The organism is Streptomyces mirabilis (assembly GCF_018310535.1).
In the GTDB taxonomy this organism is placed as follows: Bacteria; Actinomycetota; Actinomycetes; order Streptomycetales; family Streptomycetaceae; genus Streptomyces.
Genome location: NZ_CP074102.1, coordinates 6,517,148 through 6,529,392, shown reverse-complemented (window position 1 = coordinate 6,529,392; position 12,245 = coordinate 6,517,148). Strand labels below are relative to the sequence as shown.

General features: G+C 71.8%; 14 protein-coding genes. 1 reads left to right on the top strand and 13 read right to left on the bottom strand.

Features of this window, described 5'->3' with window-relative positions; translation table 11 throughout:
- Positions 1-45 precede the first annotated feature (45 nt).
- From lgt to hisI, 11 genes are all read right to left on the bottom strand, one after another.
- Entirely contained in the window at positions 46-1,149 is a 1,104-nt protein-coding gene (gene lgt / locus SMIR_RS28800; protein ID WP_212727559.1) for a prolipoprotein diacylglyceryl transferase, read from the bottom strand.
- 214 nt (positions 1,150-1,363) lie between these two features.
- Positions 1,364-2,140, bottom strand: coding sequence for a DsbA family protein (locus SMIR_RS28795; protein ID WP_168490565.1), 777 nt, complete (start codon positions 2,138-2,140; stop codon positions 1,364-1,366).
- A gap of 117 nt (positions 2,141-2,257) precedes the next feature.
- Entirely contained in the window at positions 2,258-3,073 is an 816-nt protein-coding gene (gene trpA, locus SMIR_RS28790) for a tryptophan synthase subunit alpha (RefSeq protein ID WP_168490566.1), read from the bottom strand.
- A complete protein-coding gene (gene trpB / locus SMIR_RS28785; RefSeq protein ID WP_168490567.1) occupies positions 3,070-4,362 on the bottom strand; it encodes a tryptophan synthase subunit beta in 1,293 nt (430 codons plus the stop codon). The genes trpA and trpB overlap by 4 nt, the downstream gene beginning before the upstream one ends.
- Before the next feature lie 185 nt (positions 4,363-4,547).
- Positions 4,548-4,826, bottom strand: a complete 279-nt coding sequence (gene trpM, locus SMIR_RS28780; protein WP_422664470.1) for a tryptophan biosynthesis modulator TrpM — start codon at positions 4,824-4,826, stop codon at positions 4,548-4,550.
- 7 nt (positions 4,827-4,833) lie between these two features.
- Positions 4,834-5,643, bottom strand: coding sequence for an indole-3-glycerol phosphate synthase TrpC (trpC, locus tag SMIR_RS28775; protein ID WP_075026357.1), 810 nt, complete (start codon positions 5,641-5,643; stop codon positions 4,834-4,836).
- A 158-nt stretch (positions 5,644-5,801) separates the two neighbouring features.
- Positions 5,802-6,254, bottom strand: coding sequence for a DUF2752 domain-containing protein (locus SMIR_RS28770; RefSeq protein WP_168490568.1), 453 nt, complete (start codon positions 6,252-6,254; stop codon positions 5,802-5,804).
- Positions 6,255-6,368: 114 nt separating this feature from the next.
- Positions 6,369-6,617, bottom strand: coding sequence for an HGxxPAAW family protein (locus SMIR_RS28765; protein ID WP_101405679.1), 249 nt, complete (start codon positions 6,615-6,617; stop codon positions 6,369-6,371).
- 169 nt (positions 6,618-6,786) lie between these two features.
- Positions 6,787-7,440: a TIGR02234 family membrane protein gene (locus SMIR_RS28760; RefSeq protein ID WP_168490569.1), complete on the bottom strand. Its 654-nt coding sequence runs from the start codon at positions 7,438-7,440 to the stop codon at positions 6,787-6,789.
- Between the two features lie 96 nt (positions 7,441-7,536).
- Complete coding sequence (locus SMIR_RS28755) at positions 7,537-9,015, bottom strand: anthranilate synthase component I (protein WP_101405677.1); 1,479 nt, start codon at positions 9,013-9,015, stop codon at positions 7,537-7,539.
- A gap of 11 nt (positions 9,016-9,026) precedes the next feature.
- Entirely contained in the window at positions 9,027-9,452 is a 426-nt protein-coding gene (gene hisI / locus SMIR_RS28750) for a phosphoribosyl-AMP cyclohydrolase (RefSeq protein WP_168490570.1), read from the bottom strand.
- Between the two features lie 119 nt (positions 9,453-9,571).
- On the opposite strand from hisI, the gene SMIR_RS28745 reads away from it, so the two are divergent.
- Positions 9,572-10,207 carry a TIGR03085 family metal-binding protein gene (locus SMIR_RS28745; RefSeq protein ID WP_168490571.1) on the top strand — a complete coding sequence of 212 codons (636 nt, stop codon included), beginning with the start codon at positions 9,572-9,574 and terminating at the stop codon, positions 10,205-10,207.
- Between the two features lie 64 nt (positions 10,208-10,271).
- On the opposite strand, the gene SMIR_RS28740 is transcribed toward SMIR_RS28745, so the two are convergent.
- Together SMIR_RS28740 and SMIR_RS28735 are read right to left on the bottom strand one after the other, a co-directional pair.
- The gene (locus SMIR_RS28740; RefSeq protein ID WP_168490572.1) at positions 10,272-11,516 is read right to left on the bottom strand and encodes an MFS transporter; all 1,245 of its coding nucleotides are present in this window, start codon (positions 11,514-11,516) and stop codon (positions 10,272-10,274) included.
- Positions 11,517-11,606: 90 nt separating this feature from the next.
- Positions 11,607-12,194: an ArsR/SmtB family transcription factor gene (locus SMIR_RS28735; RefSeq protein ID WP_168490573.1), complete on the bottom strand. Its 588-nt coding sequence runs from the start codon at positions 12,192-12,194 to the stop codon at positions 11,607-11,609.
- Positions 12,195-12,245 lie beyond the last annotated feature (51 nt).

The window sequence follows — 12,245 nt, the reverse complement described above, 5'->3', positions numbered from 1 at the left end:
GCCGCGTCCTCAGACGCGGCGCCCCCTTCGACGTACCGGAGGAACTCAGACCTTCTTGGCCGACTCGGCCTCGCCCCTCGCCGCGTCCTCGGACTCCTCGGACTCCACGAGCTCCTCGGATTCCGGGGACTCCACGGGCTCCTTGGACAGCGCGGTCTCGTCGGACTCGGTGTCCGTCTTCGCGCCGGGCTTCTTGCCGTCGGACTTCTTGTCGGTCGTCTCGTCGGCCTTGTCGTCGTCAGCCTTGTCGTCGGCCTTGTCGTCGTCAGCCTTGCTGTCGGCCTTGTCGTCGGCCTTCTTGTCGAGGGCGACGGCATCTCCGTCGGGAGTGTCCCCGTCCGGCTCGACGACCTCCTCGCGTCCCGGCCGCAGCCGCGCCGACACCACGATGTAGGTCACCGCGAGGAGGAAGACCACCATCGCGGTCCAGTCGTTGAGACGCAGGCCCAGGATGTGGTGGGCGTCGTCGACGCGCATGTACTCGATCCAGCCGCGGCCGACGCAGTACGCGGCTACGTACAGCGCGAACGCCCGCCCGTGGCCCAGCTTGAAGCGGCGGTCCGCCCAGATGACGAGGAAGCCGACACCGACGCACCACAGGGACTCGTACAGGAACGTCGGGTGGTAGTACCCCGGCACGCGCCCGTCCGTGGAGGACGTGATGTGCAGCGCCCACGGCACGTCCGTCGCCTTGCCGTACAGCTCCTGGTTGAACCAGTTGCCCCAGCGCCCGATGGCCTGGGCGAAGACGATGCCGGGGGCGAGGGCGTCGGCCCAGGCGGGGAGCGGGATGCCGCGTCGGCGGCAGCCGATCCACGCGCCCACCGCACCGAGCGCGATCGCGCCCCAGATGCCGAGGCCGCCCTGCCACACCTTGAAGGCGTCCACCCAGTCACGGCCGTCGCTGAAGTACAGCTCGTAGTCCGTGATCACGTGATAGAGCCGGCCGCCGACAAGGCCGAACGGGACGGCCCACACCGCGATGTCGGCCACCGTGCCGGGCCGCCCGCCTCGGGCGATCCAGCGTTTGTTGCCGAGCCAGACGGCTACGAAGACGCCGATGATGATGCAGAACGCGTAGCCGCGCAGCGGAATGGGGCCGAGGTGCACCACACCGTGCGACGGGCTGGGAATGTAGGCAAGTTCCATGGCAGGGTCGACGCTACCCTGCCGGACCGGACCCACGGCAAGCAGCCCGGCTACGGGTCCATAACAGGGGCCCTGACGGAGGCCGCGACAAAGGCCGTGCCAGAGGCCGTGACAAAGGCCGTGACGGAGGCCACACCTCGGGTCAGGACGTGAGCCACGACATGAGCCGCCCCCGGCCCGTGTCCGAGCCGGGGGCGCAGGGCAGACGCGGGGCTCAGGCCTTGTTCTCCGCCTCCACCATCTGCTTGAGCTTCGCGGGGGTCATCGTCGAGTCCCCGTAGATGCTCTTGCCGCCCAGCAGCACGGTCGGCGTGCCCCTGAAACCGCCGCTCTGGAAGGCCGCGTTCGACTTCACGACCCAACTGTTGTGCGTGCCGTCCTTCACGCACTTCTGGAAGGCCGGGGTATTCAGCCCGTCGACCTTGCCCGCCAGCTCGATGAGCTTGCCGTCGCTCGAGAAGTCGTCGCTGGCCTCGTTGGGCTGGTTCTCGTACAGCACGTCGTGGTACTGCGTGAACTTTCCGGCGTCCTGGGCACAGGCCGCGGCATTGGCCGCGTGCCGGGATCCGCTGCCTCCCCTGCCGTCGTCGATGAGCGTGACCAGGTGGTATTCGACCCTGAGCTTTCCGGCGTCCACCAGCTCGTGGATCGTCGGCCGGTACACCGTCTCGAAGGCCTGGCAGGCCGGGCAGCGGAAGTCCTCCCAGACCGTGAGGGCCGACTTGGCGCCGTCCTTGCCGACGGGGATCGCGAGGCCGTCCTTGCCGATCGCACCCGAGGGCGACACGGCCGGGCCCGACGCGGCGCTCTTCTTGTCCTTGCCCGAGTTGGCGGCCAAAACGCCCACCACCCCGGCAAGAGCCAGGACACACACCACCGACGCGCCCACGATCAGCGCCCGCCGGCGCTTGTCCGCGGCCTTCTGCTTCTCTCGCTCGACCGCCATCCGCTCGCGGGCGGTGCGCTTTCCGTCACGGTTCTTCTCGCTCACAACCGGCAGAACGAACCGGGGAGGCGCAGCGCGCCTCCCCGGTCCCAGGTCCACCCGTTCGAGTGAGTGGATTGTCCGTTACGTACGCAACAGGACGCGTACGCGGCGGAAGGTGTCTCAGGCCGTGCCGCGCACGCCCTTCGCCAGATCGCCCGCGAGGGCGCGGACCGCGTCGAGGCCCGCGGCCTCGTCCTCCGCGTCCAGCATCCGCTTGACGAAGGCCGAGCCGACGATCACGCCGTCGGCGAAGCCGGCCACCTCGGCGGCCTGGGTGGCGTTGGAGACACCGAGGCCGACACAGACCGGCAGCTCGGTGGTGGCCTTGGTGCGCCGCACCAGGTCCTGGGCCTGGGCCCCCACGGACTCCCGCGTGCCCGTGACCCCCATCAGCGAGGCCGCGTACACGAAGCCGCTGCCCGCCGCGGTGATCTCGGCGAGCCGGGCGTCCTTGCTGCTGGGCGCGACGACGAACACGGTCGCGAGGCCGTGCTTCTCCGCGTGCTCCCTCCACAGCGCCGACTCCTGGACGGGCAGGTCGGGCAGGATGCAGCCCGCTCCGCCCGCCTCCGCCAGCTCCGCGGTGAAGCGCTCGACGCCGTAGCGGTCGATGGGGTTCCAGTACGTCATGACGAGCACCGGCTTCCCGGTGGCCCCGTGCGCCTCGCGGACCGTGCGCATGACGTCGGCGATCTTGACGCCGCCCTTGAGGGCGATGTCGTCGGCGGTCTGGATGACGGGCCCGTCGAGGACGGGGTCGCTGTGCGGCAGACCGATCTCGACGATGTCCGCACCGCCCTCGAAGACGGCCTTGACGGCCGCGATCCCGCCGTCGACCGTCGGGAACCCGGCCGGGAGGTACGCGATGAGGGCGGAACGCCCCTCCGCCTTCGCGGCGGCGAGGGTGTCGCTCAACAGCTGGATGTTGCCGCTCACTTGGCGTCCCCCTCGATCTCGGCGATGTCACCGTCGGCGTCCGGCTCGACGACGGCGTCGGCGGCGGTGTCGTACAGGCCGAAGTAGCGGGCGGCCGTGTCCATGTCCTTGTCGCCGCGCCCGGACAGGTTGACGATGATCAGCCCGTCCTTGCCCAGCTCCTTGCCGACCTCCAGGGCCCCGGCGAGCGCGTGGGCGCTCTCGATCGCCGGGATGATGCCCTCGGTGCGGGAGAGCAGGCGCAGGGCCTGCATGGCCGCGTCGTCGGTGACCGCGCGGTACTCGCCGCGGCCGCTGTCCTTGAGGTACGAGTGCTCGGGTCCGATGCCCGGGTAGTCGAGGCCCGCCGAGATGGAGTAGGGCTCGGTGATCTGCCCTTCCTCGTCCTGGAGGACGTACGACCGCGACCCGTGCAGAATGCCGGGTTCACCGGCGGTCAGGGTCGCGGCGTGCTCCCCGGTCTCCACACCGTGCCCGGCGGGCTCGCAGCCGATGAGGCGTACGTCCGCGTCCGGGATGAAGGCGTGGAAGAGGCCGATGGCGTTGGAGCCGCCGCCGACGCAGGCGATGGCCGCGTCGGGGAGCCGTCCGGCACGCTCCAGGATCTGCCGCCGGGCCTCGACGCCGATGACGCGGTGGAAGTCGCGGACCATGGCGGGGAAGGGGTGCGGCCCCGCGACGGTCCCGAAGAGGTAGTGCGTGTGGTCGACGTTGGCGACCCAGTCCCGGAAGGCCTCGTTGATGGCGTCCTTGAGGGTGCGGGAGCCGGACTTCACGGCGATGACCTCGGCGCCGAGCATGCGCATGCGGGCCACGTTGAGTGCCTGCCGCCGGGTGTCGATCTCACCCATGTAGATCGTGCACTCGAGGCCGAAGAGCGCGCAGGCGGTGGCGGTGGCCACGCCGTGCTGACCGGCGCCGGTCTCGGCGATGACGCGGGTCTTGCCCATCCTCTTGGTGAGGAGGGCCTGACCGAGCACGTTGTTGATCTTGTGGGACCCGGTGTGGTTGAGGTCCTCACGCTTGAGGAAGACGCGCGCGCCACCGGCGTGTTCGGCGAAGCGGGACACCTCGGTGAGTGAGCTCGGGCGCCCGGTGTAGTTGACGAGCAGGTCGTCGAGCTCGCGGGCGAACTCGGGGTCCGCCTTCGCCTTGTCGTACTCGACGGCGACCTCGTCCACGGCGGCGACCAGCGCCTCCGGGATGAACTTGCCGCCGAACGCGCCGAAGTACCCCTCGGCGGTGGGGACTTGACCCTCGGGGTCGGGAATGAAGAACTCGCTGGGCATGCGGATACCTCGCAGGGGCGACAGCCCCGGTTACAGGTCGGACAGGGGTCACGTCAGTCGCGCACGCACAGGTCGCCCGGACGACACCGTTCGCTTCCCGCCACCCGCCCGTACCGAAGACGAAGTTCCCGTCGCGACGGCGAGCGGCCGCCACGACGTGGCACGAGGGAGTCGGAGCTGTCAGCTCACCGCGGGGTGCGGCGGGCCCGGAGCGGCGCCTGTACGCGTGCGCCGGCGGGCCATCGCATGCCGTTGACCTGGCCCGGTTCGTCACCGATGACATACCGCACGCGGCGCCCGTGGACGCGGCGGGCCGGTGCCCGGCAGCCGCGCGGCCGACAGCCGCGGGCGAGGCGGGCGTAGGGATCGCGCACCCCGGCGGCAGCCGCCCGCACGCACGCCACTCCCCCGTCGGGGCGCGAGCCCGGACGGGTGACGGCGGTGGCGTGGAGCGCGCTGTGCACCGGGGTGTCAGCTCCGTCCGTGGCGCAGCGCGGGGTGGGCCCCGGCCGCGACGAGGTCGGCGACCGCCGTCTTCGGGTCGCGGCCGGTGACGAGGGACTCGCCCACCAGGACCGCGTCGGCGCCGGCGTTGGCGTACGCGATGAGGTCGTGCGGCCCGCGGACGCCGGACTCGGCGACCTTGACGAGGCCGGACGGGATCTCGGGAGCGACCCGCTCGAAGGTGGTGCGGTCCACCTTGAGGGTCTTGAGGTTGCGCGCGTTGACGCCGATGACCTTCGCGCCGGCGTCCACCGCCCGCTCGACCTCGTCCTCGTCGTGCACCTCGACGAGCGGCGTGAGTCCGATGGACTCGGCGCGCTCGATGAGGGACTCCAGGGCGGCCTGGTCGAGGGCGGCCACGATCAGCAGCGCGAGGTCGGCGCCGTACGCGCGGGCCTCCCACAGCTGGTACGACGTGACGATGAAGTCCTTGCGGAGCACGGGGATGTCGACCCGGGCGCGGACGGCCTCCAGGTCGGCCAGCGAGCCGCCGAAGCGGCGCTGCTCGGTCAGGACCGAGATGACGGCCGCGCCGCCCGCCTCGTAGTCCGCGGCCAGGGCCGCGGGGTCGGCGATCGCGGCGAGCGCGCCCTTGGACGGGCTGGAGCGCTTGACCTCACAGATGACCTTGACGCCGTCGCCACGCAGGGCGGCCACGCCGTCCTTGGCCGCGGGAGCCTTCGCCGCGCGCTCCTTGAGCTCGTCGAGGCTGACGCGCGCCTGCCGCTCCGCGAGGTCGGCACGGACTCCGTCGATGATCTCGTCGAGCACACTCACGCGAGCGGCCCCCTTCCCTGACGGTGAACGGTTGAGCCTGTCGACCCCAGACCGCCGTCGCGACGGTCATGATGGGTCACTCCGATGGTATCCGGAGGAAGGGCTAGGCATCACATCCGGTTGACGCCGGTCCCACTACCTGGACATTTGTCATTTGATCAAGGGTGCAGCCAGCCACCGAAGGGCAGGTTCCGGACAACGGTGAAGACCAGGAGCACCACGCCCGCGCTCCACAGGTGCACGGGCCCGAGGTCGATCCGCAACGGCCGTCCGCGCGCCGAGCGGACCGCCCAGACGGTCCACACCACCGCGAAGACGAAGTAGCCCATGACGGCGAGCGCGTTGTCCGTGAGCGCCGTCGCGAAGTCCCCGTGCACGAAGGCGTGGGCGCTGCGCAGACCGCCGCAGCCGGGGCAGTACACGCCCGTGTAGCGCTGCAGCGGGCAGACGGGGTAGTGCCCGGGCTGGTTGGGGTCCACGGCCCCGACGTAGGCGAAGGCGCCGACGACGGCCGCGAGCGCCCCCGCGGGGACGACGAGCCGCCGCGGCACGACCCGCTCAGCGGGGCGGGGCGGCGTCACCCTCCGGGTTTCGGCGTTCACCCGTCGCATTCTGCCCGTCCCGGGCGTGGCGCGCTCGTCGCGGGCGTGGCACGCCCGGGCCGGACGCGCGAGAGGCGGTCCCGGCAGGAGTGCCGGGACCGCCTCTCGAGAAGCCCTACGGGGTCAGCTCTCGGCGCCGACGGCCTCGCGGACCGGGTGCGCGACCGAGTGCGCGGTCTTCTTCGGCTGGCCGAGGCCCGCCGCGCGCATGGCCATGCCGACGACACCGCCGAGGACGACGATGACCATGCCGGCCCAGAAGCCCAGCGGATTGGCCATCACCATGAAGGCACCCGCGACGCAGAAACCGATGAAGGCGATGATGACACCGGTCCAGGCGGCCGGGGTGTGACCGTGGCTGCTGCCCGCCATGACTTGCTCCTCGTTGCTGTTTGCGTGTGTGAGTCGGACACTCGTCGTCCATTGTCCCGTACGCACGCCTGCGGCGGGAGCGCGGGGTGGCGACTGGCACGTCACATTCTGCATGTCACGACCGATGTCCCGGGCCGTAGGGCCCGGCCGGTCCGCCCGATTCCGGGTCCTAGGTCCCGGCCGGATCCGGTCCCGTCGGGTCCTCGCCCCGGTCGAGCGCCTTCCAGATGTCCTCGGGCCGGTCGGGGTCGACCGGCTTGGCCTTGCGCGGCCGGGGCGTCCCGTCGCGCTCGTAGCGGCCGGACATCGCGGGCCACAGCCGTCCGTAGCGCAGCGCGAGCAGCCCCGCGAGGAGGATGAGCGCGCCGCCCGCCGCGGCCGCGTAGGGCCAGGCGGTGTGGCTGAGGGCGCTCGCGGTGGCGGCGGTGTCGCCGGAGGCGGCCGCGGCCTTCTCGTCGAGGGCGGAGTTGTCGCTCGCGCCGAGCACCGCCGCCACGACCGTGCCCGCGCCGGAGAGCGCGAGCAGGGCGGAGACGAGGAAGCGCCCGGAGCTGCGGACGGCGAAGACGGCGACGAGTGCGGCGAGGCCCACTATGGCGAGCGCCGCGGGCACGCCCGTGACGTCGCTGCCCTTGGCGGTCAGCGGGAAGGCGCCGCCGGCCACCGTCGCGGTGCCCTCCGACCAGCTCTGCCGGGTGGAGAGCAGCGCCACGGCCGCGCCGAGGGCGCCGCTGAGCAGGGCGACGGCGAGGCTGCGGCGGCCGGACCGGGCGGGTCCTGCGGCTTCGGATCGGGGGGGAGGTACAGCTGTCACGTACTCCACTATCGCCTGAACCCCGGGCGAACCGTCACCCGGGGTTCACGTGAGCCTCGTCCTATTGCCCGAACTCGTACGGCAGGACCCGGGTTTTGCCGCCTTCTACCGGTCGAGCCGGTTGGCGGTGTGCACCGCGCGCAGGACCGCGGCGGCCTTGTTGCGGCACTCGTCGTCCTCGGCGACGGGGTCCGAGTCGGCGACGATTCCGGCGCCCGCCTGGACGTACGCGGTGCCGTCGCGCAGCAGGGCCGTACGGATGGCGATGGCGGTGTCGGAGTCGCCGGCGAAGTCGAGGTAGCCGACGCAACCGCCGTACAGTCCCCGCCGGGACGGTTCGAGTTCGTCGATGATCTGCATCGCGCGCGGCTTGGGGGCGCCGGAGAGGGTGCCGGCCGGGAAGCAGGCGGTGAGCACGTCGAAGGCCGTACGGCCCGCCGCGACACGTCCGGTCACGGTGGACACGATGTGCATCACGTGCGAGTAGCGCTCGATGGACATGAAGTCGACGACCTCGACGGAGCCGGGCTCGCAGACCCGCCCCAGGTCGTTGCGCCCCAGGTCGACGAGCATCAGGTGCTCGGCGCGCTCCTTGGGGTCGGCGATCAGCTCGTCGGCGAGGGCCTGGTCCTCCTGGACGGTGGCGCCGCGCGGCCGGGTGCCCGCGATGGGGTGCACCATCGCCTGCCCGTCCTCGACCTTGACCAGGGCCTCGGGAGACGAGCCGACGACGTCGAAGCCGTCGAAGCGGAAGAGGTACATGTACGGGGAGGGGTTGGTCGCCCTCAGTACGCGATAGACGTCCAACGCGCTTGCCGTGCACGGCGTTTCGAAGCGCTGGGAGGGGACGACCTGGAAGGCCTCACCCGCCCGGATGCGCTCCTTGATGTCCTCGACGGCGTCCTGGAAGTCCGGGCCGCCCCACAGGGCGGTGTACTCGGGCAGCTCGGAGGGCGGGAGCGCGGCGGGCGGCTGGGAGACCGCGCGGGAGAGGTCGGCCTCCATGGCGTCGAGGCGGGCGACCGCGTCCGCGTAGGCCTCGTCGACGCCCGTGTCGAGGTCGTTGTGGTTGATGGCGTTGGCGATCAGCTGGACCGAGCCGTCCCAGTGGTCCATGACGGCGAGGTCGCTGGTGAGCAGCATGGTCAGCTCGGGCAGCTTCAGGTCGTCCCGCTCGCCGGGGCCGATCTTCTCCAGGCGGCGCACGATGTCGTAGCCGAGGTAGCCGACCATGCCGCCGGTGAACGGGGGCAGGCCCTCTCCGTGCGGTGTGTGCAGGGCCTCGATGGTGGCGCGCAGGGCGGCCAGCGGGTCCCCGTCGACGGGGACGCCGACGGGCGGGGTGCCGAGCCAGTGGGCCTGCCCGTCGCGCTCGGTCAGGGTGGCTTGGCTGCTGACGCCGATGAAGGAGTACCTGGACCAGGAGCGGCCGTTCTCGGCGGATTCCAGCAGGAAGGTGCCGGGGCGCTCGGCGGCCAGCTTGCGGTAGAGCGCGACCGGCGTGTCGCCGTCGGCGAGGAGCTTGCGGCTGACGGGAATGACACGGCGGTCGGTGGCCAGCTTGCGGAACGTCTCGAGGTCCATGGCGGCTGACCTTACTGATCCAGTGACGGTACGCCGGAATCGGCGCCCTGGGTGTCCACGGAGGCCGCCTCCTTGAGGAGCACGTCCTCGTCGAAGCAGGTGCGGGCGCCCGTGTGGCAGGCGGCGCCCACCTGGTCGACCTGGACCAGGAGGGTGTCGGCGTCGCAGTCGAGGGCCACGGACTTCACCCACTGGAAGTGGCCGGAGGTGTCGCCCTTGACCCAGTACTCCCGGCGGCTGCGCGACCAGTACGTGCAGCGGCCCGTGGTGAGGGTGCGGTGCAGCGCCTCGTCGTCCATCCAGCCGAGCATCAGCACCTCACCGGTGTCGTACTGCTGGGCGATGGCGGGGACGAGTCCGTCGGCGCTGCGCTTGAGACGCGCGGCGATCTCGGGATCCAGGCCGCTGGGGCTGCTGGGCGGGGGCGTGCTGGTCATGCCGACCATTGTGCCGCGCCCGTGGGACGCACCCGCCGGTTGTCCACAGGCCGGACCGTGCTCCCCCGCCCGCCGGTGTCCACTGTGCGCGGTCCCGGGGCGGTCGTAGGCTTGCTGGCATGTCGACCCATGCCAAGCGTGAACGACTTCTCCTCGCCGACCTTTTGGAGGCCGAGGGCCCGGACGCCCCGACCCTGTGCGAGGGCTGGAACACCCGTGAACTCGCCGCGCACGTGGTGGTGCGCGAGCGCCGCGCGGACGCCGCGGGCGGGCTGCTGGTCAAACAGCTCGCGCCGCGTCTGGAGCGGGTGCAGGCGGAGTTCGCCGAGAAGCCGTACGAGGAGCTGATCCAGCTGATCCGTACGGGCCCGCCGCGCTTCTCGCCCTTCGCGCTGAAGCAGATCGACGAGGCGTCGAACACGGTCGAGTTCTACGTCCACACCGAGGACGTGCGGCGGGCCCAGCCGGACTGGACGCCGCGCCCGCTGGACCCGGTCTTCCAGGACGCCCTGTGGTCCCGCCTGGAGCGCACCGCCCGCCTCGCCGGCCGCGGCGCCCCGACCGGCCTGGTGCTGCGCCGCCCGGACGGCCAGACGGCGGTCGCCCACCGGGGCACACCGGTCGTGACGGTGACCGGCGAGCCCTCGGAGCTGCTGATGTTCGCCCTCGGTCGGCAGAAGACGGCCGACGTGGAGCTGGAGGGCGACAAGGACGCGATCGCGAAACTGAGCGAGACGAAGCAGCTGGGTCTCTGAGCGGCCTCATCGAAGCGGGAGCAGCTCCGAACCGCCGGACCTGCCAGGCATCCGAGCGGCCCGCTCAGCGCGGCAGCTCGGCGCGGCGCAGGGGACGGGAGCAGAGGGCGATGATCCCGCTCAGGGCGCAGATCGCGGCGCAGGCCGTGAAGACCGGGCCGGTGCCCCACCGGTCGACGGCCCAGCCGACCACCGGGAAGGTGAGCGGCGCGACGCCGAAGCTGACCAGGGTCGAGACCGAGATGACCCGACCGGCGTAGGCGGGTTCGGTCTGCGCCTGCACCAGCGCACCGCTCAGGGCCCCGCCCAGCCCGGCCAGCAGTCCGATGAGCAGCGCCACACACGCCCCGGCGGCGACGGACACCACGTGTGCGAGCCCCCCGATGGCCACCGAACCCGCGACGGTCGTCACCGCCATCACGAGTCCGGCGCGGGGCACCCGCCCCCGCAGGGCGAGCAGCAGGGACGCGGCACCGGCGCCGGTCCCGAACCCGGCGAGCACCCAGCCCATTCCGGACGACCCCCATCCGCGCTGCTGCGAGAGCAGGGTCAGGCCGAGGTTCATCGGTCCGACGAACCCCAGGTCGGAGAGGGCGATGGCGAGCACCAAAGGGCGGAGCACCGGGTGTCGGCGGATGCGCCGGAGCCCGTCCCGGAGTTCGGCCATGACCGCTCCGCGCGCCTTCTCGTCGTCCACGGGCAACTGCCCGACCCGTATGGTCAGCAGCATCGGCAGGGACACCCCGATCAGCAGCGCGGCCAGTCCGAACGCTCCGGCGGTACCGCCGAGGGCCACGCCCAGGCCGCCGAGCGGACCGCCGAGGACGGTGGCGAGCCGGGTCGCGAGGCCCCGCATGCCCTGGACCCGGGCGAGCTGGCTCCGAGGGGCGAGCAGGGCGGGGAGAGCGCCCGCGGCGGGCAGGAAGACGGCGTCCACGACCCCGAAGAGCACGGCCACCGTGCCCAGCGCCCAGAGGCCGGGACTGGTCGCGAGGAGCAGCCCGGCGGCGGTCAGGACGAGGGCACAGCGCACCGCGCTGCTGCCGACGACCACGCGACGCGGCCCGAACCGGTCGGCGACCACTCCCCCACCGAGCATCAGCAGGGCGCGGGGCACGGCACTGGCGGCCGACACGAGCCCGGCCTGTGCGGGCGTCCCGGCCTGGACGGCGGCCCAGGACAGGGCGATGTAGTAGACGTTGTCGCCGATCGCCGACGAGGCGTACGCGCCGAGCCAGCGCAGCACGTTGGAGTCACGGTGGGCGGGCCGTTCGCCGGCCGCGCCCGACCGCAGCGCGGTGACGCTCATGGGGTGTGTCCTCTCAGACCTGGATCAGACGCGGATCAGTCCTGGATCAGACCTGGATCAGACGCGGCCGAGATGCGGCCGAGATGCGTCTCAGACGCGGAACGGGAAGGCGTACGTGTGCACCGCGACGTTCTCGCGGCCTTCGGTCTCACCGGCCTCCTCGGCGGCCCGGCCCCGTTCCGTGTAGGCCTTGAGCAGGGCCTGCATGTCCGCGACCAGCTCGGACAGCTCACCGGCCGTCAGCCGCATCGCGGACTCGGAGGACTCTGCGGCGCGGTTCCACTTGGGCGTCCAGTGAGCGCGTTCGTCGAGGTAACGGCGGTACAGGTCGGTGCGCTGCTCGGAGAAGAGCCGACTGGCCGCGGTGTACACAGCGGCCTTCTCGGGCGCGCCGCGGAAGTCCTCGTCGTGGATGCTGACCCCGTCCGAGGCGGGCTGCCACCAGCGCTCCCGGCCGTCGGCGCTCTGTGCCGGCGCCTCCTCGATCACGCCGTGCTCGGCCAGCTTGCGCAGGTGGTAGCTGACCAGTGAGACGGCCTCGTCGACCTGTTCCGCCAGCTGGGAGGCGGTGGCGACCCGGGCCACGATGAGCCCCCGGTAGAGCTTCATCCGCAACGGATGGGCCAGCGCCTTGAGCGTGCCCATGTCCGTGATCCGGCGGTTCTCCTTGCTTGCCATGTCCCCAACCGTAGATACGAAAGAAAAATTGCACAACATATTTTGCGCAAC

Bases quoted from the DNA above. Each gene is read 5' to 3' on its own strand.
- lgt (WP_212727559.1), bottom strand. From the start codon at position 1,149: ATGGAACTTGCCTACATTCCCAGCCCGTCGCACGGTGTGGTGCACCTC.
- trpB (WP_168490567.1), bottom strand. From the start codon at position 4,362: ATGCCCAGCGAGTTCTTCATTCCCGACCCCGAGGGTCAAGTCCCCACC.
- SMIR_RS28770 (WP_168490568.1), bottom strand. From the start codon at position 6,254: ATGCGACGGGTGAACGCCGAAACCCGGAGGGTGACGCCGCCCCGCCCC.
- SMIR_RS28765 (WP_101405679.1), bottom strand. From the start codon at position 6,617: ATGGCGGGCAGCAGCCACGGTCACACCCCGGCCGCCTGGACCGGTGTC.
- SMIR_RS28755 (WP_101405677.1), bottom strand. From the start codon at position 9,015: ATGGACCTCGAGACGTTCCGCAAGCTGGCCACCGACCGCCGTGTCATT.
- hisI (WP_168490570.1), bottom strand. From the start codon at position 9,452: ATGACCAGCACGCCCCCGCCCAGCAGCCCCAGCGGCCTGGATCCCGAG.
- SMIR_RS28745 (WP_168490571.1), top strand. From the start codon at position 9,572: ATGTCGACCCATGCCAAGCGTGAACGACTTCTCCTCGCCGACCTTTTG.
- SMIR_RS28740 (WP_168490572.1), bottom strand. From the start codon at position 11,516: ATGAGCGTCACCGCGCTGCGGTCGGGCGCGGCCGGCGAACGGCCCGCC.
- SMIR_RS28735 (WP_168490573.1), bottom strand. From the start codon at position 12,194: ATGGCAAGCAAGGAGAACCGCCGGATCACGGACATGGGCACGCTCAAG.